The 24035-nt window shown below is 61.1% G+C and carries 27 protein-coding genes, 1 tRNA gene and 1 pseudogene; 13 read left to right on the top strand and 16 right to left on the bottom strand.

What is annotated here, in order from left to right; translation table 11 throughout:
* Positions 1 to 124 precede the first annotated feature (124 nt).
* Positions 125 to 1081, top strand: coding sequence for an N-acetylmuramic acid 6-phosphate etherase (locus tag IYW40_RS14555; protein ID WP_196401035.1), 957 nt, complete (start codon positions 125 to 127; stop codon positions 1079 to 1081).
* A 12-nt stretch (positions 1082 to 1093) separates the two neighbouring features.
* Here IYW40_RS14555 and IYW40_RS14550 read toward each other — a convergent pair whose 3' ends face one another.
* Complete coding sequence (locus tag IYW40_RS14550; protein WP_348644286.1) at positions 1094 to 1999, bottom strand: glycoside hydrolase family 3 N-terminal domain-containing protein; 906 nt, start codon at positions 1997 to 1999, stop codon at positions 1094 to 1096.
* On the opposite strand from IYW40_RS14550, the gene IYW40_RS22280 reads away from it, so the two are divergent.
* Positions 1898 to 2170 carry a hypothetical protein gene (locus IYW40_RS22280; RefSeq protein WP_348644287.1) on the top strand — a complete coding sequence of 91 codons (273 nt, stop codon included), beginning with the start codon at positions 1898 to 1900 and terminating at the stop codon, positions 2168 to 2170. The two genes, IYW40_RS14550 and IYW40_RS22280, sit on opposite strands and share 102 nt — an antisense overlap.
* A gap of 76 nt (positions 2171 to 2246) precedes the next feature.
* Here the strand turns inward: IYW40_RS22280 and IYW40_RS14545 are convergent, their stop codons facing one another.
* Complete coding sequence (locus IYW40_RS14545; RefSeq protein WP_246720812.1) at positions 2247 to 3407, bottom strand: DUF3047 domain-containing protein; 1161 nt, start codon at positions 3405 to 3407, stop codon at positions 2247 to 2249.
* 242 nt (positions 3408 to 3649) lie between these two features.
* Between IYW40_RS14545 and IYW40_RS14540 the strand changes: the two genes are divergently transcribed.
* The 8 genes from IYW40_RS14540 to IYW40_RS14500 all read left to right on the top strand — a co-directional run bounded on the left by IYW40_RS14540 (position 3650) and on the right by IYW40_RS14500 (position 11376).
* Entirely contained in the window at positions 3650 to 4663 is a 1014-nt protein-coding gene (locus IYW40_RS14540; protein WP_196401032.1) for an AraC family transcriptional regulator, read from the top strand.
* Between the two features lie 330 nt (positions 4664 to 4993).
* Positions 4994 to 5869, top strand: coding sequence for a phosphoribulokinase (locus tag IYW40_RS14535; protein WP_196401031.1), 876 nt, complete (start codon positions 4994 to 4996; stop codon positions 5867 to 5869).
* Entirely contained in the window at positions 5866 to 7890 is a 2025-nt protein-coding gene (tkt, locus tag IYW40_RS14530; protein WP_196401030.1) for a transketolase, read from the top strand. Before IYW40_RS14535 ends, tkt begins: the two co-directional genes overlap by 4 nt.
* An 18-nt stretch (positions 7891 to 7908) precedes the next feature.
* Positions 7909 to 8991: a class II fructose-bisphosphate aldolase gene (fba, locus tag IYW40_RS14525; RefSeq protein ID WP_196401029.1), complete on the top strand. Its 1083-nt coding sequence runs from the start codon at positions 7909 to 7911 to the stop codon at positions 8989 to 8991.
* A 1030-nt stretch (positions 8992 to 10021) separates the two neighbouring features.
* Complete coding sequence (locus IYW40_RS14515; protein WP_196401072.1) at positions 10022 to 10279, top strand: type II toxin-antitoxin system RelB/DinJ family antitoxin; 258 nt, start codon at positions 10022 to 10024, stop codon at positions 10277 to 10279.
* Between the two features lie 56 nt (positions 10280 to 10335).
* Positions 10336 to 10539 carry a type II toxin-antitoxin system YafQ family toxin gene (locus IYW40_RS14510; RefSeq protein ID WP_196401028.1) on the top strand — a complete coding sequence of 68 codons (204 nt, stop codon included), beginning with the start codon at positions 10336 to 10338 and terminating at the stop codon, positions 10537 to 10539.
* 11 nt (positions 10540 to 10550) lie between these two features.
* Positions 10551 to 11234 (top strand): ribulose-phosphate 3-epimerase, encoded by a 684-nt coding sequence (gene rpe, locus IYW40_RS14505; RefSeq protein WP_196401027.1) that lies wholly within the window; start codon positions 10551 to 10553, stop codon positions 11232 to 11234.
* A 67-nt stretch (positions 11235 to 11301) separates the two neighbouring features.
* Positions 11302 to 11376: transfer RNA gene (locus tag IYW40_RS14500), tRNA-Gln, on the top strand.
* Positions 11377 to 11724: 348 nt separating this feature from the next.
* Here the strand turns inward: IYW40_RS14500 and IYW40_RS14495 are convergent.
* The 6 genes from IYW40_RS14495 to IYW40_RS14470 form a co-directional block, all read right to left on the bottom strand.
* Positions 11725 to 13311: a recombinase family protein gene (locus IYW40_RS14495; RefSeq protein WP_196401026.1), complete on the bottom strand. Its 1587-nt coding sequence runs from the start codon at positions 13309 to 13311 to the stop codon at positions 11725 to 11727.
* On the bottom strand, positions 13308 to 13934 hold the full coding sequence (locus IYW40_RS14490) for a DUF2924 domain-containing protein (RefSeq protein WP_196401025.1): 627 nt from the start codon (positions 13932 to 13934) through the stop codon (positions 13308 to 13310). The genes IYW40_RS14495 and IYW40_RS14490 overlap by 4 nt, the downstream gene beginning before the upstream one ends.
* A 4-nt stretch (positions 13935 to 13938) precedes the next feature.
* Positions 13939 to 14523, bottom strand: coding sequence for a DUF3489 domain-containing protein (locus IYW40_RS14485; protein ID WP_196401024.1), 585 nt, complete (start codon positions 14521 to 14523; stop codon positions 13939 to 13941).
* A gap of 223 nt (positions 14524 to 14746) precedes the next feature.
* Positions 14747 to 14998 carry a hypothetical protein gene (locus IYW40_RS14480; RefSeq protein WP_196401023.1) on the bottom strand — a complete coding sequence of 84 codons (252 nt, stop codon included), beginning with the start codon at positions 14996 to 14998 and terminating at the stop codon, positions 14747 to 14749.
* Positions 14995 to 15597 carry a site-specific DNA-methyltransferase gene (locus IYW40_RS14475; RefSeq protein WP_196401022.1) on the bottom strand — a complete coding sequence of 201 codons (603 nt, stop codon included), beginning with the start codon at positions 15595 to 15597 and terminating at the stop codon, positions 14995 to 14997. Before IYW40_RS14475 ends, IYW40_RS14480 begins: the two co-directional genes overlap by 4 nt.
* 256 nt (positions 15598 to 15853) lie before the next feature.
* Positions 15854 to 16510, bottom strand: a complete 657-nt coding sequence (locus tag IYW40_RS14470) for a helix-turn-helix domain-containing protein (RefSeq protein WP_196401021.1) — start codon at positions 16508 to 16510, stop codon at positions 15854 to 15856.
* Positions 16511 to 16659: 149 nt separating this feature from the next.
* Here IYW40_RS14470 and IYW40_RS14465 point away from each other — a divergent pair, with 149 nt between their 5' ends.
* Positions 16660 to 17331, top strand: coding sequence for an acetylglutamate kinase (locus tag IYW40_RS14465; RefSeq protein ID WP_210327295.1), 672 nt, complete (start codon positions 16660 to 16662; stop codon positions 17329 to 17331).
* 135 nt (positions 17332 to 17466) lie between these two features.
* On the opposite strand, the gene IYW40_RS14460 is transcribed toward IYW40_RS14465, so the two are convergent.
* The 3 genes from IYW40_RS14460 to IYW40_RS14450 all read right to left on the bottom strand — a co-directional run bounded on the left by IYW40_RS14460 (position 17467) and on the right by IYW40_RS14450 (position 19032).
* Positions 17467 to 17751 carry an SOS response-associated peptidase family protein gene (locus tag IYW40_RS14460; RefSeq protein WP_348644285.1) on the bottom strand — a complete coding sequence of 95 codons (285 nt, stop codon included), beginning with the start codon at positions 17749 to 17751 and terminating at the stop codon, positions 17467 to 17469.
* Between the two features lie 239 nt (positions 17752 to 17990).
* Positions 17991 to 18605, bottom strand: coding sequence for a TetR/AcrR family transcriptional regulator (locus tag IYW40_RS14455; RefSeq protein WP_196401020.1), 615 nt, complete (start codon positions 18603 to 18605; stop codon positions 17991 to 17993).
* A gap of 4 nt (positions 18606 to 18609) precedes the next feature.
* Positions 18610 to 19032 (bottom strand): ester cyclase, encoded by a 423-nt coding sequence (locus IYW40_RS14450; RefSeq protein ID WP_196401019.1) that lies wholly within the window; start codon positions 19030 to 19032, stop codon positions 18610 to 18612.
* A gap of 445 nt (positions 19033 to 19477) precedes the next feature.
* On the opposite strand from IYW40_RS14450, the gene IYW40_RS14445 reads away from it, so the two are divergent.
* Complete coding sequence (locus tag IYW40_RS14445; RefSeq protein WP_196401018.1) at positions 19478 to 19864, top strand: hypothetical protein; 387 nt, start codon at positions 19478 to 19480, stop codon at positions 19862 to 19864.
* Positions 19865 to 19929: 65 nt separating this feature from the next.
* Here the strand turns inward: IYW40_RS14445 and IYW40_RS21900 are convergent, their stop codons facing one another.
* The 4 genes and pseudogenes from IYW40_RS21900 to IYW40_RS14435 all read right to left on the bottom strand — a co-directional run bounded on the left by IYW40_RS21900 (position 19930) and on the right by IYW40_RS14435 (position 21353).
* Complete coding sequence (locus IYW40_RS21900; RefSeq protein WP_246720824.1) at positions 19930 to 20127, bottom strand: hypothetical protein; 198 nt, start codon at positions 20125 to 20127, stop codon at positions 19930 to 19932.
* Between the two features lie 175 nt (positions 20128 to 20302).
* Positions 20303 to 20494 (bottom strand): annotated as a pseudogene (locus tag IYW40_RS21895) (zincin-like metallopeptidase domain-containing protein); the annotation flags it as partial.
* Complete coding sequence (locus IYW40_RS21890) at positions 20401 to 20985, bottom strand: ArdC-like ssDNA-binding domain-containing protein (RefSeq protein WP_246720811.1); 585 nt, start codon at positions 20983 to 20985, stop codon at positions 20401 to 20403. The pseudogene IYW40_RS21895 and the gene IYW40_RS21890, both read right to left, overlap by 94 nt.
* A 146-nt stretch (positions 20986 to 21131) precedes the next feature.
* Positions 21132 to 21353 (bottom strand): hypothetical protein, encoded by a 222-nt coding sequence (locus IYW40_RS14435; RefSeq protein ID WP_196401017.1) that lies wholly within the window; start codon positions 21351 to 21353, stop codon positions 21132 to 21134.
* Positions 21354 to 21807: 454 nt separating this feature from the next.
* On the opposite strand from IYW40_RS14435, the gene IYW40_RS14430 reads away from it, so the two are divergent.
* The gene (locus IYW40_RS14430) at positions 21808 to 22200 is read left to right on the top strand and encodes a hypothetical protein (protein ID WP_196401016.1); all 393 of its coding nucleotides are present in this window, start codon (positions 21808 to 21810) and stop codon (positions 22198 to 22200) included.
* 728 nt (positions 22201 to 22928) lie between these two features.
* On the opposite strand, the gene IYW40_RS14425 is transcribed toward IYW40_RS14430, so the two are convergent.
* Positions 22929 to 23192 carry a hypothetical protein gene (locus IYW40_RS14425; protein ID WP_196401015.1) on the bottom strand — a complete coding sequence of 88 codons (264 nt, stop codon included), beginning with the start codon at positions 23190 to 23192 and terminating at the stop codon, positions 22929 to 22931.
* Positions 23193 to 24035: the final 843 nt, after the last annotated feature.

Genomic DNA, 24035 nt, shown 5'->3' with positions numbered 1-24035 from the left:
GCGGGAAAGCAAGTTCAAGCGCAGCTCCCGCGTTGGCGCCGGCGTCATCAGCCCGCTATAGCAAGCTTAGCTTGAACTCTCTCCGTCATTGGCCATATGCGGCTTATCACCTGGAATTGCGCCGATGTGCCCGACGGAGACCGAACGCCAAAGTCCGCGCTATGCCAAGATCGACGTCTGGGAACCGGCCGAGATCCTGGATTCAATGATCGAAGGGCAATTTTCCGCCGTCGCGGCCGTTCGAGCCGCGCGCCCCGCGATTGAGCGGGCGGCGCTTGCGATTGAGCGCCGGCTGCGCGGGCCCGGGCGGCTTGTTTACGTCGGCGCCGGCACATCCGGTCGATTGGCTGCGCAAGATGGGGCGGAGCTCATGCCGACCTTCGGCTGGCCGCAAGATCGGCTTCTGCTCCTCATGGCGGGCGGACAAACCGCTTTGCTACACGCTGTTGAAGGCGCCGAAGACCAGGACCATCAGGCGGTCGAACTCGTTCGGCGCCATGAGATCGGGGCGTCCGATGTGACCATCGCGGTGGCCGCAAGCGGCACGACGCCTTTTACGCTCGCCTGTTTGCGCGAGGCGAAAAACAGAGGCTCCTTGACAATCGGCGTCGCGAATAATCGCGGGACGCCGCTTCTCCAGGAGGCCGATCATGCGATTTTCCTCGAAACCGGCGCCGAACCGATCGCCGGCTCGACGCGGATGAAGGCGGGAACCGCCCAGCGAATCACGCTTATTCTGCTCTCGTCGCTCGTGATGATTCTGCTCGGGCGCGTCTACGACGGCCTCATGGTGGATGTGCAGGCTTCGAACAAGAAACTGGTCCGACGGAGCGAAAAAATCCTGTCGCGGCTGACCGGCCGCGCCGACGAGGAGATCCATGAGGCCTTGCAGCGCGCCGGCGGGAGCGTGAAGCTCGCCTTTCTGTTGCTGCAGGGTTACGGGCTCGCCAAGGCGGCGGCGGCGCTGGACGAGGCAGAGGGCCATTTACGTCGCGCCATGAGCTTGATGGTCGAGCGGCCAAAGGCGGCGGACCTTCGAGAGACCCAGCCGTACATTCGGGAAGATGTGACGCACGAGTAGGGCTTAATCAGTTCATCCAAATTTCAGCTTCCGTACTCGCTTGATGGAGGCCTCGGCGTGAGCCCGCATGGACGCATCCTGCGCGCAGGCCGAGAGCAGCCGACGGGCGAATTCCGCCGCCTGGTCCTGCTCGTCTTTCATGTTGTTGCCGATGAGGATCAAATCCGCGCCGGCATGAACCGCCTTCACGCAGGCCTCGCCCGTCGACATCAGCTTTTGCACGCCCTGCATTTGCAAATCGTCGGTCAGGATGCAGGCGTCCGGCGCCCAGCTGCGCATTTTATTCACCGCGACGGCGGAGAGGCAGACGGGAGTGTCTCTCTCCCATTGATTCACGATGCCATGGCTGAACAGCACCATCGGCACCCGTGCGATCAGCTCCTTGAACACGTTCACTTGCGCGTCGGTCAGGCAATCGGAAAGATCCATGACATGGTCGTGGGGATTCACCTTCGCGCCGCCGGTTCCGGGGAAGTGCTTCAAGCAAAGTTTCAAATTCACCGAACCAGCGACTTCCGCCAGCGCCTCCACGCATGCCTCGACAACCTTCGGATCGCTCGAGTAGCTGCGCTGGACGGACCCCACATCCGGGCTGTCGGGGTTGATGTCGAGGTCGACGACCGGCGACAGGTTCACGTCGATGCCGATCTGTCGCATCTGCGCATAGGACGGGCGTAAAACGTCCCGCCGTTCCGAAGCGGTCAGTCGCCCGAACTGGCGGGCGCTGGGCAGCGGAATAAAGCCGCGCTCTTCCTTCAATCGGCGGACCTTGCCGCCTTCCTGATCGATAAAGATGAGCGGACGCGAGGGGAGAGCGTGAAGGCCCTCGCAAAGCTCCTCGAGCTGAGCGGGGCCAAAGACGTTCCGCTCGTATTTCTGATCTGTACAGTCGTAGTCGAAAAGAATGACCCCGCCCAAGCCGAAGCTACGGGCAAAATCCTGCAGCCAGCCAGGGATGAGCGGGTCGCGAAAACCCAAGATGAACAGTTCGCCGATCGGGAGATCCATGAGCGTAAAATGGTAATGGTGAGTGGACTGTCAAAGCAGTCGCTCGACGCCATCCACCTCGATGTTGCGCTGATCAGCTGATGTCAGACTCAACTACATGGTCGGAGGCTCGCTAAGGCCGCCCACGCGGACCGCTAAGAACTTTGAAGCCGCGATATTAGAGTTTGCGCATAGCGCCGTCGGCTGTCTCGACCCTGATGTCGGCGAAACGGCATGCGCCGCGGCGGCGCTGGAACGGCGTAATCGCCAACAGCCAGACATGGCTGATCGCCTTGGCCGATCCGGCGATATGGGCGGCGTAGTCGGAAGCGACGTCCCGCTCCAGCTCCCGCCACGATCCCAGGTCCTTCATGCCGGAACCGACGATCATATGGGTCTCGATGGCATTCCAGCCGGCCAGCGGACAGCGGAAAACCTTACCCTCGGGCAGCGCCGCGCTCCAGATATAGGTGAGGTCCTGCCCATCGTCGAATTTCACGCCGATGGACAGATAATCGTGAACGGGCGCCTGATCTTCCGCCGCCGCAGACGGCAGCTCGTCGATCTTCCAACGCCAGCCGAGTTTCGGACCGGAGGCGAGTGGAAGAGTCAGCGGCCGCTCGATAATGGAAGCGGCTCCCGCGCTCTCGCAGACGATCTCGCCGTTCGCGTCCCAGACGAAGCTCTCCTCTCCGCCGCCGAGTAAAAAGATATTGGACCAGCCTTCCGGCAGCCTGCGGTTACGGCGCAGGCGCGCGAGTTCCGTCGCCACAAGAGCGCCGACGTCGCCACTCTTGGCGGCAAGGCTCGCGGCAAGGCTCGCGAGGCCAGTGGCGGCGTCGCCGCGCCACAAAAGCGCAAGGCCGGTCATTCTCACGTCATCCTTGCGATAAACATCCTCCGGAATCGTAAGCCGGCCGTCCTCGTCGGCGTACAGCGTCGCCAAGCGGGCCACCTCGACGGGACCGTCATGCGACGCGGTCATGGTGCTCGTGTCCGCGCCCGGACTAAAGATCGGCCGTCGATGCTGCGTGCGAGCGTGGAAGGCGAGACCGGGACGAAACCACAGGTCATGTTGACGAGACAGCCACCATCGTCCGGCGACGAGAAAGGTGATCTGCTGACCTTTCACGGCCTCAAGGCCGAGATTGGTCCACGGCAGATCGGAGCCGCTTATCTCGAAGACGCGATAGTCCGCGAGCTCGGGCGAATGCGCCCCGGCGAGGAGATCCTCGACGACGCCCTTCCTAAAATCCGCCGGCGCCGGAACGCCCTGCTCAGCGGCGAAGACGGCCTTCGACGCCTCGGCCGCGAAGGGCGCAGCGACGCCGAGAGCCATCGCGCGCCGCAATATGTCGCGCCGCGAAACGCTGCCCCACGCCGTTCCATTCGCAGCGCGAGAAAGGTTGAGACAATAAACGCACATTGGCTTTCTTTCTGATCTCTCTTTCGGATCTCTTGCCGAAACGGCGCAACTGGCGCGGGTTCGTGATCGGAAGGCGGAATGCTATGCTTTACGCCGAAGATCTGCATGCCAGGACATGCCGAAATCCGACGTTAAGTGGCGCGCGAGGGCAATGGATGCGACGAACGGGATATACGCGCGCGAGCACGCTCGGGCCGATCGCCGGCGTCGTCGCCGCGAACGGCGGCTCGATCGAGCGGGTCTTTCGCCGCGCCGAGCTTCCCATCCGTTTGCTGGAATCGCCCGATACGCTTCTGCCTCTGCGCGACCATTTCCGGCTGCTCGCGATCGCCTCGCGCGAATTGCGGGACGAGGCTTTCGCGGCCCGACTCGGCCGCCAAACGTCGATCGCGGGCTTAGGAGTCTATGGCAAGTGGGTCATACAAGCGCCCACCTTATTGGACGCGATCCATCGCGCGGGAACAAGTCTGCCGCACATGATGCAGAGCGCGACGCGGCTCACCGTCCGACGAGACGGCGACGACGTGCACTGGTCATATGAGTTAGCCGACCCTGCTACGGATGGCCGTCCGCAGAACGAGATTCTCGCACTCTGGTACATGATCGTCATGATCCGCCATTTCGTCGGCGCGGACTGGCTGCCAGATCGGATCATGGTTGGGGGTCTGCCCGCCAACGCTCTGCGTCGTATCGACGAGCAGATGGGCGTCGATACGGCAATCTGCGACACGCCCGGCACGATCGTGTTCGATCAACGGCTGCTGATGGCGGTCAATCCGCATCTCAATGCGAATCGAGGTCTCAGCGCCGACGAACTCGATCGCATCTTCGACATTCCGGATCCGGATGACATGCCGGGCAATGTCGGCGCCCTGATCGATCTTGAGCTTCTCGACGGTCGTCCTGACCTTTCCCGCATTGTTCGTCGGGCGGGTGTATCGCAGCGAACGCTGCAGCGCCGGCTCGCCGAGTTCGGACTGAGCTTCTCAGATCTATTGAAGAATAAACTGCAGCGACGGGCGATGAGTCTGCTATGCCAATCCTGGTCGATCACCGAGATCGCCTTGATGCTCGGCTATCGGGACCCCGCGCATTTCAGCCGCGCCTTCGAGAGCTGGAGCGGAGTAGCTCCCAGTCGATGGCGAGAATTGGCGAAGGCTGGCGGATGAGCGTTCGAATTCGTCTCGCCATAACAGCGCTTACGACGAATATTCCGGCCGGAGCCGTTGTTGATGATGGGGATCGGCTTGCGCCACATGTCAGATGCCCGCTGCTTGCTCGATCGCCTCGCGCTTGCATCGCTCATGCGCTGCGTCAAGCCGTCGCCACATCGCCGCGGCCGCCGTCCCGCTCCGTCGCGCCTCCCAGCGTCCCCGCCGGGCGCGGGAGCCTTTCCTTTGCCCGCGCGCCGTGCGACAAGCCGGCGGAGCCCCCGCGGTCGGCCGGCCCGCCGCAGGCCGTCCAGTTCGCCTTGCTCGTAGGGTCCGGGTCGCGCGCCCATGTCGGTCAGACATCCGATCATCTCCATCACCGGCTCGTCCGGCGCCGGCACCAGTTCGGTCAAGGCGACGTTCGAACAGATTTTCCGCCGCGAGCGCATCGAGGTCGCCTATGTCGAGGGCGACAGCTTCCATCGTTACGATCGCGTGGAGATGAAGGCCAAGCTCACCGAGGCGCATGCGGTGGGAAACCAAAATTTCAGCCATTTTGGCCCTCACGCCAATCTGCTGCCAGAGCTCGAGACGCTCTTTCGCGAATACGGCGAGACGGGCTCCGGCCGCTACCGCCATTACGCCCATGACGAAAACGAGGCGGCGAGGCTTCGCGTGCCGCCCGGGACGTTTACCGATTGGGAGGAACTGCCGGCCGATACCGACGTGCTGTTCTATGAAGGGCTGCACGGCGCGGTCGTCACCGATGACGTCAATGTCGCGCGCTACGCGGATCTCAAGATCGGCGTCGTTCCGGTGATCAATCTGGAGTGGACGCAGAAGCTGCATCGCGACCGGCATTCGCGCGGCTACACGACCGAGGCCGTCACCGAGACGATTCTGCGGCGCATGCATGATTATGTGCATTATATCTGCCCACAGTTCTCGGAAACGGACATAAATTTCCAGCGCGCGCCGACGGTCGACACCTCGAATCCCTTCGTCGCCCGGTCGATTCCGACGCCCGACGAATCGATCGTCGTCATTCGCTTTCGCGATCCGCGAGGGGTGGACTTCCCCTATCTTGTGGCGATGATCGCGGGAAGCTGGATGTCGCGCGCCAATTCCATCGTCATTCCAGGCAATAAGCTTGATCTCGCAATGCAGCTGATCCTTACTCCAAGGATCCTCGAACTGGTCAGACGCAGGAAAGGCGTGACGTGAACGACACTATATTGACGGCGGCCAAGGAGAGCTCCGCGGCGGCGGCTGGCGCAAAAACCAATCCGACGCGCTACGCCAACGCCATTCGCGCTTTGGCAATGGACGCGGTCGAAAAGGCGAAATCCGGGCATCCCGGCATGCCGATGGGCATGGCCGACGTCGCGACCGTGCTTTTCCAGCGCTTCATGAAGTTTGACGCGAGCCGGCCCGACTGGCCGGACCGCGACCGTTTCGTGCTGTCGGCCGGCCACGGGTCGATGCTGCTTTACGCGCTGCTCTATCTGCTCGGCTATCCGGGCATGGGCCGCAAAGAACTCGAAAACTTCCGCCAGCTCGGTTCTCCGACCGCAGGCCATCCCGAATATGGCCACGCCGCCGGCATCGAGACGACCACCGGTCCGCTGGGACAGGGGCTCGCGACCGCGGTCGGCATGGCGATCGCCGAACGCCTCTCGGCGACGCGCTTGGGCGACGATCTCGTCGATCATTTCACCTATGTGATCGCCGGCGACGGCTGCCTGATGGAAGGCGTCAGCCATGAGGCGATTGACCTCGCCGGACATTTGAAGCTCTCAAAGCTCATCCTCTTCTGGGATGACAACTCGATCTCGATCGACGGACCCACGAGCCTTGCGACCTCGACGGACCAGATCGCGCGTTTCGCCGCCGCCGGCTGGCACGTGGCCCATATTGACGGCCACGATCCCGAGGCGGTGGCGCAGGCGATCGCCGCGGCGCAGGCCGACCCCCGGCCTTCGCTCATCGGCTGCCGCACGCTGATCGGCTATGGCGCGCCGACCAAGCAGGGCAAGGAAAGCTGCCACGGCGCGCCGCTCGGCGCGGCGGAGATCGACGCCGCGCGTGAAGCGCTCGTCTGGCCGCACGCGCCTTTCGAGCTGCCCGACGACGTGCTGGAGGCCTGGCGCACGGCGGGGCGCCGCGGCGCCAAAGCGCGCGAAGCCTGGGAGGCGCGACGCGCCGCGTCGCCCAAAGGCGCCGCCTTCGACGCCTTCATGAAAGCCGACGTCGCGGCGGAAATCGCCAAGCCGCTCGCTGAGTTCCGCGCCACGCTCGTCGCCGAAAAGCCGAAAATCGCCACGCGCAAATCCTCGGAAATGGCGCTCGGCGTCATCAACGCCGCGACGCAGGCGACGATCGGCGGCTCGGCCGACCTGACCCATTCGAACTTCACCATCACCAAGGGCATGGGCGAGGTCGCCCCGGACGATTTTTCCGGCCGCTACATCCATTACGGCGTGCGCGAATTCGGCATGGCGGCGGCGATGAACGGGATCGCGCTGCATGGCGGCTTCGCGCCCTACGGCGGCACCTTCCTGGTGTTCTCCGATTACGCGCGCGGCGCGATCCGCCTCTCGGCGCTCATGGGCCTGCGCGTCATCTATGTGCTCACCCATGATTCGATCGGCCTTGGCGAAGACGGGCCGACGCATCAGCCGGTCGAACATCTGGCGGCGTTGCGCGCCATGCCGAATCTCCACGTCTTCCGCCCGGCCGACGCGATCGAGACCGCCGAATGCTGGGAGCTGGCGCTGGCCAGCCGCCACACGCCGTCGGTCTTGAGCCTGTCGCGACAGAACCTGCCGACGCTCGAGCGGCCCATTGGCGAAAACCTTTCCGCCAAGGGCGCCTATGTGCTGCGCGACGCGGCGGGAAAGCGCGACGTCACGCTGCTCGCCACGGGATCCGAGGTTGAAATCGCCCTCGTGGCCGCCGACATTCTGGCCAAGCAAGGACTGAAGGCCGCCGTGGTCTCCATGCCTTGCTGGGAACTCTTCGAGGCTCAGTCCGAGGCCTATCGCGCCGAAGTGCTGGGCGGCGCCCCGCGCGTTGCGGTCGAGGCGGCGGTTCGACTCGGCTGGGACCGCTGGATCGGCGAGCGCGGCGCCTTCATCGGCATGAGCGGCTTTGGCGCAAGCGGGCCGGCCGGCGAGCTGTATAAGCATTTCGGCGTCACGGCGGAGGCTGTGGCTGACGCGGCCCGTACGCTAGTTAAGACGTAAGAGATAGCGGAGGCGACAATGGCTCTCATCACCCTGCGGCAACTGCTCGATCACGCCGCCGAGCACGACTACGGCGTTCCGGCGTTCAATATCAACAATATGGAGCAGGGCCTCGCCGTCATGGAGGCGGCGGCGGCGGTCGATGCGCCGGTCATCATCCAGGCCTCGCGCGGCGCGCGCAGCTACGCCAACGACATCATGCTCGCCAAGATGATCGAGGCGCTTGCCGCGATCTGGCCGGACATTCCGCTCGTCATGCATCTTGACCACGGCAACGCCGAAGCGACCTGCGCCACCGCCATCCGCTTCGGCTTCACCTCGGTGATGATGGACGGTTCGCTCAAGGCCGACGGCAAGACCCCCGCCGATTACGACTACAATGTGCGCGTCACCCGCAATGTCGTCGACATGGCGCATTGGGTCGGCGCTTCCGTCGAAGGCGAGCTCGGCGTGCTCGGTTCGCTCGAGAGCGGCATGGGCGAAAAGGAAGACGGCCACGGCGCCGAAGGCAAGCTCTCGCATGACCAGCTTCTGACCGATCCGGCGCAGGCCGAGGATTTCGTCGCCCGCACCAAGGTCGACGCGCTGGCGATCGCCATGGGCACGTCCCACGGCGCCTATAAATTCTCGCGCAAGCCCGACGGCGCCATTCTGGCGATGAAGGTCGTCGAGGAAATTCATCGTCGCCTGCCGAGCACGCATCTCGTGATGCATGGGTCTTCGTCGGTGCCGCAGGACTTGCAGGACGCCTTCAACGCCGCCGGCGGCGAGATGCCGCAGACCTGGGGCGTGCCGGTCGCCGAGATTCAGCGCGGCATCAAATATGGCGTGCGCAAGATCAACATCGACACCGATAACCGGATCGCCATGACCGCGGCGATCCGCGACGTTCTCGGCAAGAACAAGGGCGAGTTCGATCCGCGCAAATATTTGAAGCCCGCGATGGAAGCGATGCGCGCCGTCTGCAAGCAGCGCTACGAGGAGTTCGGCACGGCCGGACAGGCCTCGAAGATCAAGCCGATCCCGCTCTCCGAAATGGCCAAGCGCTACGCCAGCGGCGCGCTCGATCCGCAGTTCGCCGGCCAGAAGGCGGCGGAGTAGGCTTGCGCCGCCGCTCTCGGCGAGGGCCAAGGGCGCACCGCAGATGCATCCTTGGCCAACATGTCGAAGCCAGGCGCGACGATTCAACATTCCCCAATTGAGGGGTTTGGAGGAACAGACTTCTCAGGCGCACGCAGAAGCGCCGACCGTCAGGCGTCCAGCAGACGTTCAGGCGCGCTCCGCGACAAGCAGCAGCGAGGCGGGCGTCCGCGCCGACGGCGCTTTGGGCTCCAGGATTCGTTTCAACGCCCACTTCCGCGAAATTGCCTCGACCCAAGAGCCGAGCGTTCGAGCAAAGTAAGGCATGGGCGACCAGCCGGCGGCGCCAAATCCGTCAAAGCGCTCGATGCGCCATCCGTCCTCATAGGGCGGCGCCAGTGCGACCGGATGAAGCGTTTGGATGAGAAGTCTGGCTTCGGCGTTGGAGATCGTCGCGAGCGCGTCGAGCAGCGCGTCGACTTATCGTCAAGCAAGGAAAAATTGCAGATGATCGTATCGAAATCATATCCGGTCATCCCGGGCGTTTCGGCAAGCTCCGCGTAGCTCAGAACGTGGTAGCTCGCCCCTCCAGCTTCGCGGGCGCACGAGATGAGTTCCCTTGAAGCGTCAACGCCGACGATCTCAACGGCTTCTCGGCTTAGTTCCCGGCAAAGCCACCCCTCGCCGCAACCAACGTCAAGCGCCTTTCCGAGCCGACCGGCGCGCGCCGCGGAAAGGATCGCCGCGTCGGTCGCCTCGCGACGGCTGGCGATCGTTTGACCGCGCACGGCCGCCGTCCACCTCTCGGCGTTCTTAGACCAACTGGCGATCTGCGACTTATTCGGATCGGTCATCGGCGCGCCCGATTGCATCTCGCATGTGACTTAGTTCTCGAATCATTGAGTCTCCATGCTCCGTTGCAAGCTCTACTTTTGCTTTGGGGGCCGCCGCCCGCCCGCATCTGACCGCCCTTTCCGGCCGGAAGCCCATCGAACCTTGAATAGGACCCTTGAGGGGCTAATATGTTAGCGAAAAAGTCAGGAGGCGCCGCATATCGGCCGATGACATCGTCCAGGCCAGGATGGACCCCGAGACCAAGCGGCGCGCCGCCGCCGTGCTGGAGCCCATGGGCCTTTCGATCTCCGACGCCATCCGTCTGCTGATGCTGCGCATCGTCGATCAGCAACGACCGCCTTTCGAAACCGGCGCGCCGAACGCCGAAAGCGTCGAAGCGATGAACGAGTTGGCCAAGGGGAAAGGCGAGCGTTTCGATAACGCCAAAGCATTGTTTGAAGACCTCGGTCTCTGATGCTGACCCCCGGCGCTTCAAAAAGGACGTGAAACTCGCCGAAAGGCGGCAAGAACATGGGAAAGCTCAAGGCGATCCTGCTGCTGTTGATGAAGGGCCGGCCGCCGCCGCCCGAATGTCGAGACCATCCGTTGAAGGGCAAGTGGAAAGGATTTCGCGATCTCCACATTGAGCCGGACTGGCTCTTGCTCTATCGCATCGAAGGCGGCGAATTGCAGCTTGCCCGCACAGGACCGCACGCGGATCTCTTCGACGAGTAGGACCAAACGACTTGCCGTCTGACATTCTCATCGCGCCCTCGATTCTCTCGGCCGATTTCGCGCGGCTGGGAGAGGAGACGCGGGCGATGGCCGAGGCCGGCGCCGACTGGATTCATCTCGACGTGATGGACGGGCATTTCGTGCCCAATATCACCTTCGGGCCGGGAGTCGTCGCGGCGCTGCGGCCGGTGACGACCCTGACGCTCGACGTGCATCTGATGATATCGCCGGCCGACCCCTATATCGCCGCTTTCGCCGACGCGGGCGCCGACGTCATCACCGTCCACGCCGAGAACGGTCCGCATCTCCACCGCTCGCTGCAGGCGATCCGCGCGCTCGGCAAGAAGGCGGGCGTGTCGCTCAATCCGGCGACGCATGAGAGCGCGCTGCAATATGTGCTCGACGATATCGATCTCATCCTGGTGATGAGCGTCAATCCGGGTTTCGGCGGGCAGAGCTTCATCCCATCGCAGCTCGATAAAATTCGCGCCATACGCGAGATGATCGGACGACGCGCAATTCATCTCGAGGTCGACGGCGGCGTGACGCCGCTGACGGCGCCGCAGATCGTCGAAGCCGGCGCCGATGTTCTCGTCGCGGGCTCGGCCGCTTTCCGCGGCGGGCAGCTCTGCTATGCCGACAATATCGCGGCGCTGAGGCGGGCCGCGGCGAGCGCCGGCGCGATCGCCGTGTGAGCGGCTTCGCCGCGCCGCCCGGCAGTTGATTGTCACGACGGGGCGCGCTATCGCCTCACCTGCGCATTGGGGCGTCGCCAAGTGGTAAGGCAGCGGATTTTGATTCCGCCATACGGAGGTTCGAATCCTCCCGCCCCAGCCAGACATTCTCGGAAGTTGAGACCGGACGCGTGGTTCGGGAAAAGGGCCGGGAATTCGGGGCATTTGCGCGAAGAGCGGCGGCTCAGAGACTTTCCTGAGTCGGAAATCCCGGTCTCAATGGCGTGATTCCGGCCAAGTCTCAGTCGGCGATTTTCCAATGTCCGGGATTTTTCGACGGACGCCACCTGAGACGGGTTCGCTTTGCGCGCAGACTGGTTCGCTTCGACGCCGCTCGGCCGGACTAACCCGGGTGTTTATTCCCTATGTCATCGGTTCCGGATCGAGACGCAACGGAGGCATGAGACGGCGCGGCGCCGGCCGCAATCGGACAAGATCGTGATTGGGGATTTTAGCTGAGGCCGAGCAGTCGCTCTTGATCCGCCCAAGCATGGGGCAGAGCCTGTGTCAGACTGGAGACTGTCACACCTGAGGGAGCGGCGCCGTCAGCGATCGCCTGAATGACTTTCGGCGACAGGAACGCCAGGACGGCCAAGCGCCGGACATGACGTTCGGCGAGAACTTCGTCGGCAGCGATGTTGTCGAACGATGCGGCCTGATCCGAAAGGATCGTCTCCATCCATCCGCGTGAACGCGCGATCGCCTTCAGCAACGTCTCCCGCGTTTCGGAATCGATCGTCTCTTGGTCCGTGGGCGCATGCGCAATTCCCTTCCGGGGCGCACGTTTTGGAACAAAGGGGATCATCAGCTCGGGCAATTCGTTCGGCGCAATTTCAGAGTCCGATAGATCCGCTCGCAGTTCCGGCTCGCGAAACGTGATCGCGATCCGATCGGATAGGAGGACGATCCGCTCGATCCGCGCCCGAATCAGATCACGATCGGAAGCGCCATCATTTGCGTTCAACGCTTTCCTCACAGCGTCGCAAACAAGTTGCTCAACGTCGGGCGCCGACATGCGGGAGACCGTTCCCGCTTCGCTTTTTCGGTTCTGCAGCAACGCGTGAGACACGTAATAACGATAGCGCACGCCCTTCTTGTTGGCGTGGCTCGGGCTCATCGGATTGCCGCGATCGTCGAAGAGAAGACCGACGAGCATGGAATAGGAACGTGCTCTCGTGAGCTTTCGCTTGACGGCGCCTTCGGCCAGTCTCGCCTGCACCGCGTCGAAGAGATCGCGATCGAGGATCGGCTCGTGCTCACCCTTGTGGATCTCGCCGCGATAGGCGATTTCGCCGACATAAAAGCGATTTTTAAGCATATGCGCGAGCGGACCGACCATGAAGCGCTCGGCGGCGATAATTTTACCGCTCGCGAGCTTCCGGGGTCTTGGTCTGACATCTTCCCGGTCGAGCGCCGCCGCCAGCTCGCCGATCGACCCAAGGCGCAGGTAATCGGCGAAAATTTTCTTCACCAGTCCCGCATCGTCAGGAACGACTTCGAGCTTCTTGCCGACGCTACGATAGCCCAGAGGAACCGGGCCGCCGACCCAGATCCCCTTGCGCTTGGAGGCGGCGATCTTGTCACGGACACGTTCTCCGATGACCTCGCGTTCAAATTGAGCGAAGGACAGCAGCACGTTCAGGGTCAACCTTCCCATGCTTGTGGTGGTGTTGAACGATTGGGTGACCGAGACGAAGGAGACGTCAAACTCATCGAAGAGTTCGACCAGCTTGGCGAAGTCGGCGAGCGAGCGCGTCAGGCGATCGACCTTGTAGACGACGATGATGTCGATCTTACGGGATCGGACCCGCTCCAAAAGGCCTTGTAACGCTGGACGCTCGAGCGACGCGCCGGACAGTCCGCCGTCGTCGAAGCGATCGGCGACGAGGCGCCAGCCTTCATGCGCCTGACTCTTGATATAGGCCTCGCAAGCTTCCCGCTGAGCGTCGAGCGAGTTGAAGGCGAGGTCGAGATTGTGCTCGGTCGACTTGCGCGTGTAGATCGCACAGCGCTGAGGCTTGGCGACGGCTGTTTTCATGCGCTGCGTCCCCGACTAACAACGGGAGAGGCGGCGGTTTGCGAGTCGCCGCCTGAGCGTTGTGTGGGAAGGGTCGGCTCGGGCGTATTCCTGCTGGGCCGAATTGAAGACCTTGTCGGCAGGGCGCGTGACTGGATTGTCTCGTCTACATCCGCTGACCGCGCAGACTCTTCGTCGCCGCGCAGACCAAAGAAGCGCGGCCCGTTCCAATTTGTGCCCGTGATCTTCAAGGCGATGGTCGACAGGCTCGGATAGATCCGTCCCTCCCAACAGAAGCCGCCGGGGACGACGAGCACCTCCTGCGCTTTGCCCTGATATTCTCGGACAATGACGGAACCGATCTTCAAGCGTCTCGAGGGCGCGGAGCCCTTCTTAGCGACTGTCGCGAGTAGCCGGCGCAGAGGGGTCTCCAATCCGCCGAGGCGCTCCTCTTGCAGCCAGTGTGCAAGCGCGCGGGCCATGAGATCCTTCGTCAATGCGGCCGGAGGTTCGCGTTTCCGCTTCTCACGCCACATCTCGCGCAGCTCTTCGATGTTCATCGCCGCGATGCGGGCGAGCTCCGCATCGAGATCTATGGCGTCCGGCAGGCCCGCCGGACGCCGCCGCGAGGGGGACCGTGTCATCAGATCAGCCCCGAGCCGGGCAGGGGCGATTCGCGATCCGATAGAGCGATGCTCCAGGCGCGTGCGAGATGCGTTCGACTGCAAAACCACGCTTGCGAAGCCCCGTCAGAGCGGCTCGTGTTGTATGCGGCAGCCAGCCGGTTGCTTCCATCAGCGCATCGATTGTCACGCCCCCTTCCTTCGACAGCATCTCGACAACGAGCGCCTGTTTGGATCCCGTGCGCGGGGCTGCGCCAATCGAATGCTCTTCCGGTTGCACAGCAACGCTAGCCTTCTGGGTCTCCACGGCGGCGCCGGCCCGCGTCGCTTGTCGAGCGGAACAATCGGATGGCGTTGCGTCTTCTTCGACCCCGATCGCGTCGCGACCGGCGCGCGTGATCACGAGACTGATGTTCTTTCCTTCTGCTTCGCGCCAGACCGGCATTCCCGGCTTCGACCGACTCTCCCGCATGAGTTTACGAGCGACGAGACTCGATCCAATATTCGCCGCCGCCGCCTTGCCCATGCCATGCGGCGCAACGGCGACGCCATCGTCCCGCGCGGCCGCCTTCGAGAGCATGATCAATTGATTGTCAGTAAGTTTCGGCATGTTCTCCTCCGTCGTGAGCACAGCATTCGCTGTCACTGACACGACCCCGCCAAGGCGCTGTGCCGGCGGGGTAAGGAGAAAGGGCTCCGAGCTATGCTTGCCCGTCCATGACCCCAAGCAACGCTCTGTTCCGCAAAGAAGTCCAGAGAATTCTCATGGCATCGCGAAAGCAAAATGTGCGAAATTACGAAGCACGGGATCATTTGTTGCCCATTCGCTGGTTCTAATCCCATTGGGCGCGCCATCGCGCATAAAACTGGACGCCTCCAATAACCCTATTTTCTGGGGTCGACAGCGCGGCATAACGCGGACCGACGTCTTCGCGTGGGGTGACATTTGGCCTTGCTGCGTCCCGTGTGTCGTTGCTTGAAGCCTTCGGCGCTGCGGCACCGAAAAGCTCCGCAAGCTGCTGGTCGATCTCCTCGCGCTTCCGGATCAGTTCTTTCGCTGCGGCGATGCGGCTTTCGATGCTCATGCCTTCCTCCTGCTGGCGTTTGCCGGAACAGCGCTGCGCAGGCGCTCGCGCGCCATCGCGACATATTCCTCATCCTGCTCGATGCCGATGTAGCGGCGGCCGAGCAACTTAGCGGCGACGGCTGTGGTGCCGGAACCCAAGAAAGGATCAAGGATGGTATCACCGGGCTTGCTGAACGACGCGATGCACCACTTCATTACTTCGAGCGCCTTCTGCGAGGGATGCCCGACGCGCGGCTCTTTGCTGTCGCGAATGAATCCGCGCCAACGGCTGTTGAAGACCTGTGCAGTCTTGTCGAAGGAGGTCCAGGCCATCTCGCAATCGGCGAAGGTATGGCATGGCAGACCGTCATTCTTCCACCAAACGAGCCAGCACCGAGAAGCCGGGAGCATATTCGCAAAGTAGTTGCCGCCCCATATGATCTGCGCTTTGCTGACGCGACGCATTTCGTCGAAGTAGGCCTTAGGGGGCACGCTGCTGTCCCACTTTTTCGGGGTGAATAGGCGGCCGGTGCCGATCTGCCCTCGTTTTGAGATGCCGATACCGTAAGGTGGATCGGTGCAAAGCAGAACGATGCTCTTGTCGGGAAGCAGGACCAATGTGTCGAGACAGTAGAATGATTCGATTCATCAATGTCCTCCGTTTCGAGAGGACACCCATTGATATCGAATTTTTGCGCCTGTCACCGTTCGGAATACTTCGCTATGCGCGCGCATGTCTCGTATGAACGCGGACGCGAAAACAAAAAAATTGCAGGTCTCAAAAAATGTGCGCGAGTGACGCCAGAATTGGACTTGACGGCGGACTCCAACCTGCCGGTTTGTCTCGAGGGCGCTGACGCCGGGCAGGTCGATATTACATTGCGGGCGCGGTTTGTTCGGGGATGAAGTGGAAGCGGCACGCGTCACCACCGCGAACCATGCATGAGCGATGTTCGACTCTACAACCGCTGCTGGCGGAAAGCAGCGCTATGTCAAAGCTACACACCTCCGGACACTTCGCCGCAAGCAAGTGGAATACGCAGTTGTGGGCTTCGATCAGTTGCTCCCCGTTCTCCGGCTTCGCGATGGCGTCATAGCCGATCTCCTGCATGATCTCCGCGATCGCTGCGACACGAGCTGTCGGGCCGCTCGCATCGGCGAGGCGCGCCTGCAACGACGCTGCAACGGTGCGGCCCATATCGGCGAGTTTTTCGGCAAGCCCGGCACTCCCAGCCTGCGCTTGCAGTATCTGTAGCAACATTTCGGAAAACCAGGAGTACTTACGAGCGAACCGCTCGTTGCCGTCATTCGACAATACGTAAAGCTGCTCCGGTCGGCCACCGGAGGGCTGAATCTTCCCTCTCTCGACGAGACCATCGCGCTCAAGGGAGTTCAGGTGTTGACGGACCGCGTTTCGGCTGATGTCGAGCGCCTGAGCGAGTGCTTGGACGGTCATTCCACCCTTGTTGTGCAACAGCGCGCGCATCAGTGACTGTCGCGTGCCTTCCGTAACGTCAGTCATCTCGTTCATGGTTTGATCCTGTTGTTGTCTTTGCTCTTTAGCAAGCGGCCGTGGCATAAGCAATAAATATCATATAAAAATGTTTTGGCATATTTATATTGACTATCTGTCAGATTCGTTCATACAGGGCTGTCGCGCTTCAGAACGGGAGATTTTCCATGCACAGGACAACATTGGTGATAGCAGCCGCGTCGATGACGTTGGCGGGAATGCTGGCGCAACCGGCTAACGCTGTTGATCCGCAAAGCACCCAAACGGACACTGCAGGCGGCCGTTCGACCGCTGCTGTCGCGGATACAAAAGCGGCCATCGAACTGAAGATGGCGATGAGAAAGCTTTGGGAAGACCACATCACTTACACACGAAATTATATTATCAGCGCGCTGGCCGATCTTCCCGATCGTGACAGCGTCGCGAAGCGGCTTCTTCAGAATCAGGACGACATCGGCAACGCCATCAAGCCGTTCTATGGTGAACAGGCGGGACAAAAGCTGGCTGCGCTGTTACGCGATCATATTGTGATTGCGACCGAAGTCGTGGACGCCGCCAAATCGAACAGCAAGCAGTTGGATGCCGCTCAGAAAAAGTGGTCGGCGAACGGCAAGGATATTGCTGCTTTCCTCAGCAGCGCCAATCCCAACTGGCCGAAGCAGACCTTGGAGAACATGCTCGAGACGCATCTCGTGCTGACGACAGGTGAAGTAGTCGGCAGGCTTAACAAGGATTGGGCGGCTGACATCAAGTCCTACGATGAGGGACACCTTCACATGCTGATGTTCGCAGACGCCCTTACGGATGGGATCACAAAGCAGTTCGCAGCGAAGTTCTGACAAAAAGCCAATTGAACTGCGACGACTCGGGTGAGAATCTCACGGACGCTGCGGGTCGATCACCAAGAAAGTTGTTGAAAATCGCTAACGGAGGATTATCCTCCGTTAGCGCAGCAAACTAGAAGCCGTCCGAAGCTAATACTGGGTCTGAAGCACCAATCCCAAGCGCTTCACATCAGCCTCAATCAAGCCATCAGGCGCGCTAAAGCAGTGCGGGACACGCGCCGATTTTGGCTCCGTCAATTCATAGAAGCCGAAGGCCGGAATGATGCAGCGGCGGGACTTGAAGGCACCGAGCCACACGCGCTCAGCGCGCGCATTAAACGTCGAGGGTACTTCCTTGAGGGATTTCTTCCACCAATAGGGAACCAGTCCCCAGCGCATGGGGACAAGTTCGCATCCCTCGCCGGCAACGCGAATGACCTCGATGGAAGTCGTTGGCGAAATATTATAGCGCGGCGAGATTGCGCGGCTCGCCGATCAGGTTGGTGAGGCGGTGAAGTTCCGCCCAACTAAGCTGCTGCGTAAAGCGTCCGCACATAAGGTGCCCCTCATCAAGCCGTGAGAATTGGGTAGCCGCGGCATGGGTTTGTTATGCTCGGCGGCTGAAATTCCGTTGAGTGGGCGAGATATTGATACGCCACCCCCCAGTTCGGACTTCATTCGCGGGCCGGCTTCATTGCGGCCTCGATGAGTGAGCGGATCGCCCAGCGCTTTACCTTCCGAGCATCTGCGTCGTTCAGCTGCAACACGTCTTTAATCACGATCATCCCTTCCGTCCCGATGATGAGCGCGAGCGCCTTGCTCAAAGTGTTCAGCGCGCCTGCCCTGAACCGATGTCGGGCGGGGGTGAGGGCCGCGTCTATTAAGGCCATGCGCCGATTCTGACGAACAGGACGTTTGTCTTGTGGATCTTGGCCGATTGCACGCTCAAGAGAATGCGCCAGCATTATGCGAAGCGAGGCTTCATTGGCGAGAATTATGTCGTGAAGCGTCGTATCGACCAGCTGAACACGCGAGACCGGATCAGCCGGGGGGGCATCGCGAAGTAGATCCTTGGGTCCCGGAATAGCGATGTCGAATGACGCCTCTGCAAGGAGCGCTTCCACGTTCGGGAAGTAGCGGTACGCCGTTGCCCGCGATACGAGCGCTTCCTCGGCGATCTCCTCCAGGTTTGGCTTGCGGCCCTGCTTCACGAGGCGCGAAGCGGCTTCGAGGAGACCTTTCCGGGTGCGTCTTTTCTGGTTTGCGCGACCCGAGACTTCGGCGTCCATCACATCAGCCCTGCGGCAACTGCGTGAGGATTGCGGCGAGATCAATCCACACATTCTCGCGCTTGATATCGCCGTTCTCGGCGAACTCGATGATATGCAGGAGTCGAAATTGGAGCGGCCGGCCCTTGCCGTCCAATCCGAAAGGCTTGCCTGGAGCTCTTCCACTCCAAATCGACTCGTCGACGAGAAAATCGTCTCCATAAAGTCTCTTTACACACACGACCTTGCTTTCCGACAAGTCGGCGAACATTGCCTCATAGAAGGCGCGCGCGGCCGCACGACCGTGGGTCGGCCCGGTCGGCCAGCCGACGATGTCGTGCTCGACATCGGGCGCAAGCGTCGCCAGCACGCCCTCCACGTCATCGGTTGCTTCAAAGCCGAAATGCTCGTCGATTTTCCGATCCATCTGTTCGCGGGTCATCGCCATTCGATCCCTCCTTCGACCTAGTCCGCACTACATAGGCCTACTAATGAGACATTTGTCGCATGTCAATATATTGGTATCATTCTATGAATTTGAATCAGGAGTTCCCATCTTTGGAGCGGGGCCTCCGCGGATGAACGGAGACCACCGCTCTCAACGCGCGGCGCGGCCGTGAGCAGATTGCGTAGCATCTGCTGCTTGTACATTCGCAGAATATCCCCGCCACAAGAGTTGCTTGCCGTCGATGGCTATGAAGCGCGAAGCGGTCATCGCTAATACTTGTCGGGTCGGCTCTTGGTATCTGCTGCTCGCGGTCTTTTCTGACGTCGGGGTCCTACTGAAAGCGCGCATTGTGCTTCGTACTTTGTGCGATGGCGCACCGCGATGCGGCTCGTTGAGAGTATGACAGACGGACGAGCAGCCGTGCCGTCTTATATCTGGAGAAAAAATGATCCGCTTTCGCCACCCCATCGCATGTGCATTCCTTGTATTGCAGACTACTGGCTGGATATCCGGCGCGTCGGCCGCCGGGTGCCAGCGCGCCGATGCGTCACTCGCCGGTCACTACTATATGGGCGGCGTGATGGAAGTCGGTTCAGAACTTCAGCTGAAAGCAACCGGTGAGTTCGAGTACATGCTCGCCTATGGCGCGCTCGACGAATACGCCACCGGCTGCTGGTCGCGCGAAGGGCAGACCGTCACGCTCGTCGTATCAAAATTCGAAGCCAACGCGGAAGATCCGATGAAGTTCGAACGTCTCGATCTGGAAATCACGTCCGGCGGCAAGCTCGTTCGCCGCTTCGATGGCAGTCATAGCGGCACCTATTCGCGCTAACACAGACCAAAAAGAAGAGAGCCCCGAGTACGACGCGGGGCTCTATGAGTTTGGGGCAGATCGCATCATTTGCCCTCGAACAGTGTCGGCTGTTGGTATCTTCCGCACGCTGTCTTCTGGCTCGGTGGCCGGCAATCTTCCTTGAGCGAAAAGAGTGCCGGCTGCTCCTTCTTGGCGGCTTTGCGCTGTTCCTGGCGCAGACGCAAGAGGTCTGCCCACAGATAGCGCTTGCCGTCCAGGACGAGATAGCGCGGCCCGCACATGATTCTTCCTCCAAATTCTCGGAGAACGAACGCAGATAGTCCGCCGCCACGCTTGCTTTCGACGCGGCTGTGAAGATCGCGCGGTCGTCGTCTTTGAGAAGCAACAGCCAACTGTCATGTAGCCGGCGTGTCGCAACTGTCCCTGCAGACCAAGGTGAGCGCAGAGGAATGCCGCGCTCAGCTCGGCCACCAATTCCTCCGCCGCGTATGCTTGTGTGCCGAAGCGGTTATTGAGGTCGCGGTTGAGGCGCGATTTGTGGCCGCTCCAATGCACTAGCTCATGCAGCTTTGTTGCGTGGTAATGCTCTGCGGTCTCGAACGTCTCGGGGCAGGGAGCGCGACGAAATCCAGGGAGGGGACGAAGCATGCCCGATCTCCTCCATGGCGGATGTCTGCGCCCGTCGCTGCGGCGAACGCATCGGCCGCGCCCGCTGGCGGCGGCGATTGTCCCAGTGAGGCGTTGGGCGCGTCGAGTCCCTCCACCTGCGCGACATTGAAGACGGTGAAGGCGCGCAGTATCGAAATCTGTCGCTCTTCATCTTCGGCGTCGTCCCTCCTCACCGTGAGCTGTTTGGTGAAGACGATCTTCGTGCCCTTTGCGGCCTTGCGCACATGCGCTCCCTTGTCGAGCGCCTGCTTGAAAGTGAGCCAGGCATGAGAGGGGAAGCCGTTCGTGTCGGTCACATGCCACAGGATCGGCACGTTGATGCCCCGATAGTGATGCCCGGTGATGGCATTGGCCGGCATAATGCCGACGCGGCCGCCGCCTTTCCATGGCTTCACCCAGGGCGCTGCGCCTTGTTCGAGTTCGGCGATTATGGATTGCGTGACGTGCTGATATACGGCGGCTATGTTCATGGCCGCCTCCGTGTGAAAGTACGCATGTACCTGCTCCTCGCTATCGACGCACGGGATGCGCCGAAGCGCTCGGAGCAGCAGAGGCAAGTGTATGAAAACGGCGGTGAGGATCTGATGTAGTCGCGGAGCCATTAGCTGGCGAGGCATCACTTTGCGGGCAGGACGGTCATGAATGAGTCGACGTCCGGCGACTTGATGCGCCAGTGGTATTCGCTCAAATGATCGATGGTCGCAAAGTTGTTCTCCGCATTGTGATTGAGGACGGTAGCGCCGCGCTCAAGCGTCACGATGAGCCGGCCATCGATCTCTGCTTCCGTACCCATCAGTTGGCAGGGGGCGGTAGCATCGGGGCGCGAACCGGCGATCATGATGGCGCGCCGTTTGGTTGCGGGCGTATGCTAAATACCGGAATCTCGCGTGAAGGGAAGTATGAGAGTTCATCGCTGGCCTGAGAACGCTGCAAGACCACCGCGTAGCGCCTCGGCCGAGATAATCGGCCTTTTCGAAGACTTCCTCGCTCAATAGTTCAGTAGCTTCTTGAGGCGTGTATCTAGGTCCGGGTCCAAGAAGCCGGCGTGGCTGGCCTGCATCAGCGTAGGCACGATAATCAGAGTGCCGTGATAGGAATAGCTATAGCTACCATTTGCGCGGATCGAGACAGTCGCATCGAATTGCTCTGGCGCAAGCGTTCGGAAGAAATTGCGCATCTCGCCCCCGTGATCACAATCATTATGTAGGTCAGTGATTTCGGGAGACGGCGATAAGCTCCGCATCTTGCGGAGCGGAAAGAACAGTCCCAAGATCGGAGGCGTCGAGAATAAAATGGCGAGGAACCTCGACCGAGGCTTATTCTCGGATGCCATCGCGGGGGCAAGGATGTCTAAGAATTTCGACGGGACTGAAAGCGGGCATGTGGGCGCTGATGGAAGCACGCCGCAAGCATGGGTGTGGAGCCAATACAAAGGCATTTTGCCGGGCGTCAAAAGCGGCGGCTCTGCCGTCGCGAAGGAGCCTGTTCCGATTGCGGGGAGCCTGGGTCAAATCAAAGTGGAGCTGCCGCAAACGGGCAGCGACCGCCAATCAGCGCCTGAGACGGAAACGCTGATCCGCACGGATAGAGCGCGGCATCCGTTTGCTGTTGCGGTCGGGCTTGCAGCGGCGGTTTTGATCCTCATCGTACTGGCTTGGTTCTTTTCTCCTGGCCCTGCTCCGTAGAGCGAAGATGGAAGGTGCGATCGTCGGCTTCAATTGTCATCGCCCTATCAGGCTTCAGCCGACCCAGTTCACCTCGCGACTATACACCTAGCGATTGCTCCTGCCCCAGCGGTCGAATATTTCGTTTTGGCGGCCTGGCAACGCACGTCTCTTAGTCTGGCCGTCCGTGCTTACCCGCGAATCAGGGCGCGCAGGGCGGAACGTCTGGCAACAGCCACCATAGTTCTTGCAGCTGGACTTGTAGGTTACTGCTGTTCCATCGTTGCAATAATAGGTAGCAGATGCCGCTGTGCTCATCATCGTGCTCGCCGCCACAGCGCTCACCGCGAGTAACAGATTGGTCTTGTAGCTCATTGGATTGTCCTTTGGATTTGGGGGCGGAATGCGGGTGCCGGCGGCCTTCGCGAACCGAACCAACTAAAAATTCTTCGAGCACTTATGTGCCTACAGCACCGAGGCTACTAATTGGATGAGGCGGAGACTTCGCCATGTCGCCGTTTTGTGAGCGCCTTTCGGAAAATACTTGTCATGTGTGAAGTTACTTGGAGTGCCCGGCACTGGAGCGCAATAGCGGGGAGCGATATTGATCGCTGACTAACGTCCAGGGTCATGGGGCCACAATGTCTGATCCACACCTCTCATGGACGAATCAGAATCTGGCTTGAGCCGGTCGCTGCGCGTGCGAGAGTGCATACGCGGGGCGCATGGACAGAAGCGGCTATTCTGCTTCACGGAAGATCGCCGGTAAGCGTGATCGCGGAATTCGCATTGTCGTTGGCGGGCTGTGAGGTGAAGGGATTGGCGTCTTCTTCCGCTGGCCCAAGCAATTCCTCGGCGGCGGAAACAGTGACGGTGAGTATGGCGCTGCCGGTGAGGCCGGTGGTGGGCGAGGTGACGGTGTAGAGAAGGGTGTGCTCGCCGGGTGCGGATGTGTCGATCGAGATGGCGGTCGTGGTTGCGCCGTCGAGCTGTATAACGATGCCGAGATTCAAATCGCTCTTTGGCGCGATGATGCGCGCGCCTCTGCGATGGCGCTCCTATGAAGAAAGCGGTGAGGGCTGATAAGGTCGACCTCTTCCGGGGTCGTCCCAGAAGAGGTCGCAGCAGGCGCGTGCGGACAAGCGTGCGCTCAACGGGCTTGTCCCTTGATGGCGCGCGGCGGCCCCGACAATGCGGCGATGACGGACGGCCCAGGGGCGTGGAAATAGACGGCGCGCGCGAAACACGTGCTTCAGAAACACTGGGCGTCGAAATGTTCCGTCGGAATGTGATTAAATTTATTTCATGACATCGTGCGAGCGACGCCACAGCGGGTTCACAATGTCTTGGTAGGAAGACTCATTCCTCGACGGCTCTCCGCTTGGCTGGCACGCAGCTCTTCTTTGCGGCGCAGTACACCGAGCAATGCGAGGTCAGCATCAAACGAAACAACGATATTTAGTCGCCATGAGCGGCCAAGGTGGAGTCATCCGATGATTACCCTTGAAGAATGCGCAAAGTTCGCGGCGCTCGAAACAAACGAACTCTTCACGGGGGCTGTCCTTTCGTCGAGGCATCAATCGCTGCTATCGAGCTACCGTTTGAATTTGAAGCGAGGGCCAAGCGCCGTACGTAAGATGATTGTCTCTGACATTCGTGCGGCGATTGACTTGGGCGCGTCGAAATATGCGGCGGATCTCGTTCTCGTGCTTCGGATGTTCCTCTCCAAACATACGGAAGGGAGAATTTCGCAGCAGACGCCTCGCATGAGCACCCGCGCGTATATGACATGCAGTGTCGCGCGCCGAATGGGGAGGGGGAGGCTGCTCAGCCACTTGTGCCGCTGAAGATGGGGC

The sequence above is a fragment of the Methylocystis sp. H4A genome (genome assembly GCF_015709545.1).
GTDB classification, from domain to species: Bacteria; Pseudomonadota; Alphaproteobacteria; order Rhizobiales; family Beijerinckiaceae; genus Methylocystis; species Methylocystis silviterrae.
Note: the sequence above shows the minus strand (reverse complement) of the source record. Positions and strands in the feature narration are given on the sequence as shown.

What these genes read in the sequence shown, in the direction of transcription:
- IYW40_RS14555 (WP_196401035.1), top strand. Translation starts at nt 125, where the DNA reads ATGTGCCCGACGGAGACCGAACGCCAAAGTCCGCGCTATGCCAAGATC.
- IYW40_RS14545 (WP_246720812.1), bottom strand. Translation starts at nt 3,407, where the DNA reads ATGGCTCTCGGCGTCGCTGCGCCCTTCGCGGCCGAGGCGTCGAAGGCC.
- IYW40_RS14540 (WP_196401032.1), top strand. Translation starts at nt 3,650, where the DNA reads ATGCGACGAACGGGATATACGCGCGCGAGCACGCTCGGGCCGATCGCC.
- IYW40_RS14535 (WP_196401031.1), top strand. Translation starts at nt 4,994, where the DNA reads ATGTCGGTCAGACATCCGATCATCTCCATCACCGGCTCGTCCGGCGCC.
- fba (WP_196401029.1), top strand. Translation starts at nt 7,909, where the DNA reads ATGGCTCTCATCACCCTGCGGCAACTGCTCGATCACGCCGCCGAGCAC.
- IYW40_RS14510 (WP_196401028.1), top strand. Translation starts at nt 10,336, where the DNA reads ATGGGAAAGCTCAAGGCGATCCTGCTGCTGTTGATGAAGGGCCGGCCG.
- IYW40_RS14495 (WP_196401026.1), bottom strand. Translation starts at nt 13,311, where the DNA reads ATGAAAACAGCCGTCGCCAAGCCTCAGCGCTGTGCGATCTACACGCGC.
- IYW40_RS14490 (WP_196401025.1), bottom strand. Translation starts at nt 13,934, where the DNA reads ATGACACGGTCCCCCTCGCGGCGGCGTCCGGCGGGCCTGCCGGACGCC.
- IYW40_RS14485 (WP_196401024.1), bottom strand. Translation starts at nt 14,523, where the DNA reads ATGCCGAAACTTACTGACAATCAATTGATCATGCTCTCGAAGGCGGCC.
- IYW40_RS14480 (WP_196401023.1), bottom strand. Translation starts at nt 14,998, where the DNA reads ATGAGCATCGAAAGCCGCATCGCCGCAGCGAAAGAACTGATCCGGAAG.
- IYW40_RS14470 (WP_196401021.1), bottom strand. Translation starts at nt 16,510, where the DNA reads ATGAACGAGATGACTGACGTTACGGAAGGCACGCGACAGTCACTGATG.
- IYW40_RS14465 (WP_210327295.1), top strand. Translation starts at nt 16,660, where the DNA reads ATGCACAGGACAACATTGGTGATAGCAGCCGCGTCGATGACGTTGGCG.
- IYW40_RS14455 (WP_196401020.1), bottom strand. Translation starts at nt 18,605, where the DNA reads ATGGACGCCGAAGTCTCGGGTCGCGCAAACCAGAAAAGACGCACCCGG.
- IYW40_RS14450 (WP_196401019.1), bottom strand. Translation starts at nt 19,032, where the DNA reads ATGGCGATGACCCGCGAACAGATGGATCGGAAAATCGACGAGCATTTC.
- IYW40_RS14445 (WP_196401018.1), top strand. Translation starts at nt 19,478, where the DNA reads ATGATCCGCTTTCGCCACCCCATCGCATGTGCATTCCTTGTATTGCAG.
- IYW40_RS21900 (WP_246720824.1), bottom strand. Translation starts at nt 20,127, where the DNA reads ATGTGCGGGCCGCGCTATCTCGTCCTGGACGGCAAGCGCTATCTGTGG.
- IYW40_RS21890 (WP_246720811.1), bottom strand. Translation starts at nt 20,985, where the DNA reads ATGAACATAGCCGCCGTATATCAGCACGTCACGCAATCCATAATCGCC.
- IYW40_RS14435 (WP_196401017.1), bottom strand. Translation starts at nt 21,353, where the DNA reads ATGATCGCCGGTTCGCGCCCCGATGCTACCGCCCCCTGCCAACTGATG.
- IYW40_RS14430 (WP_196401016.1), top strand. Translation starts at nt 21,808, where the DNA reads ATGGCGAGGAACCTCGACCGAGGCTTATTCTCGGATGCCATCGCGGGG.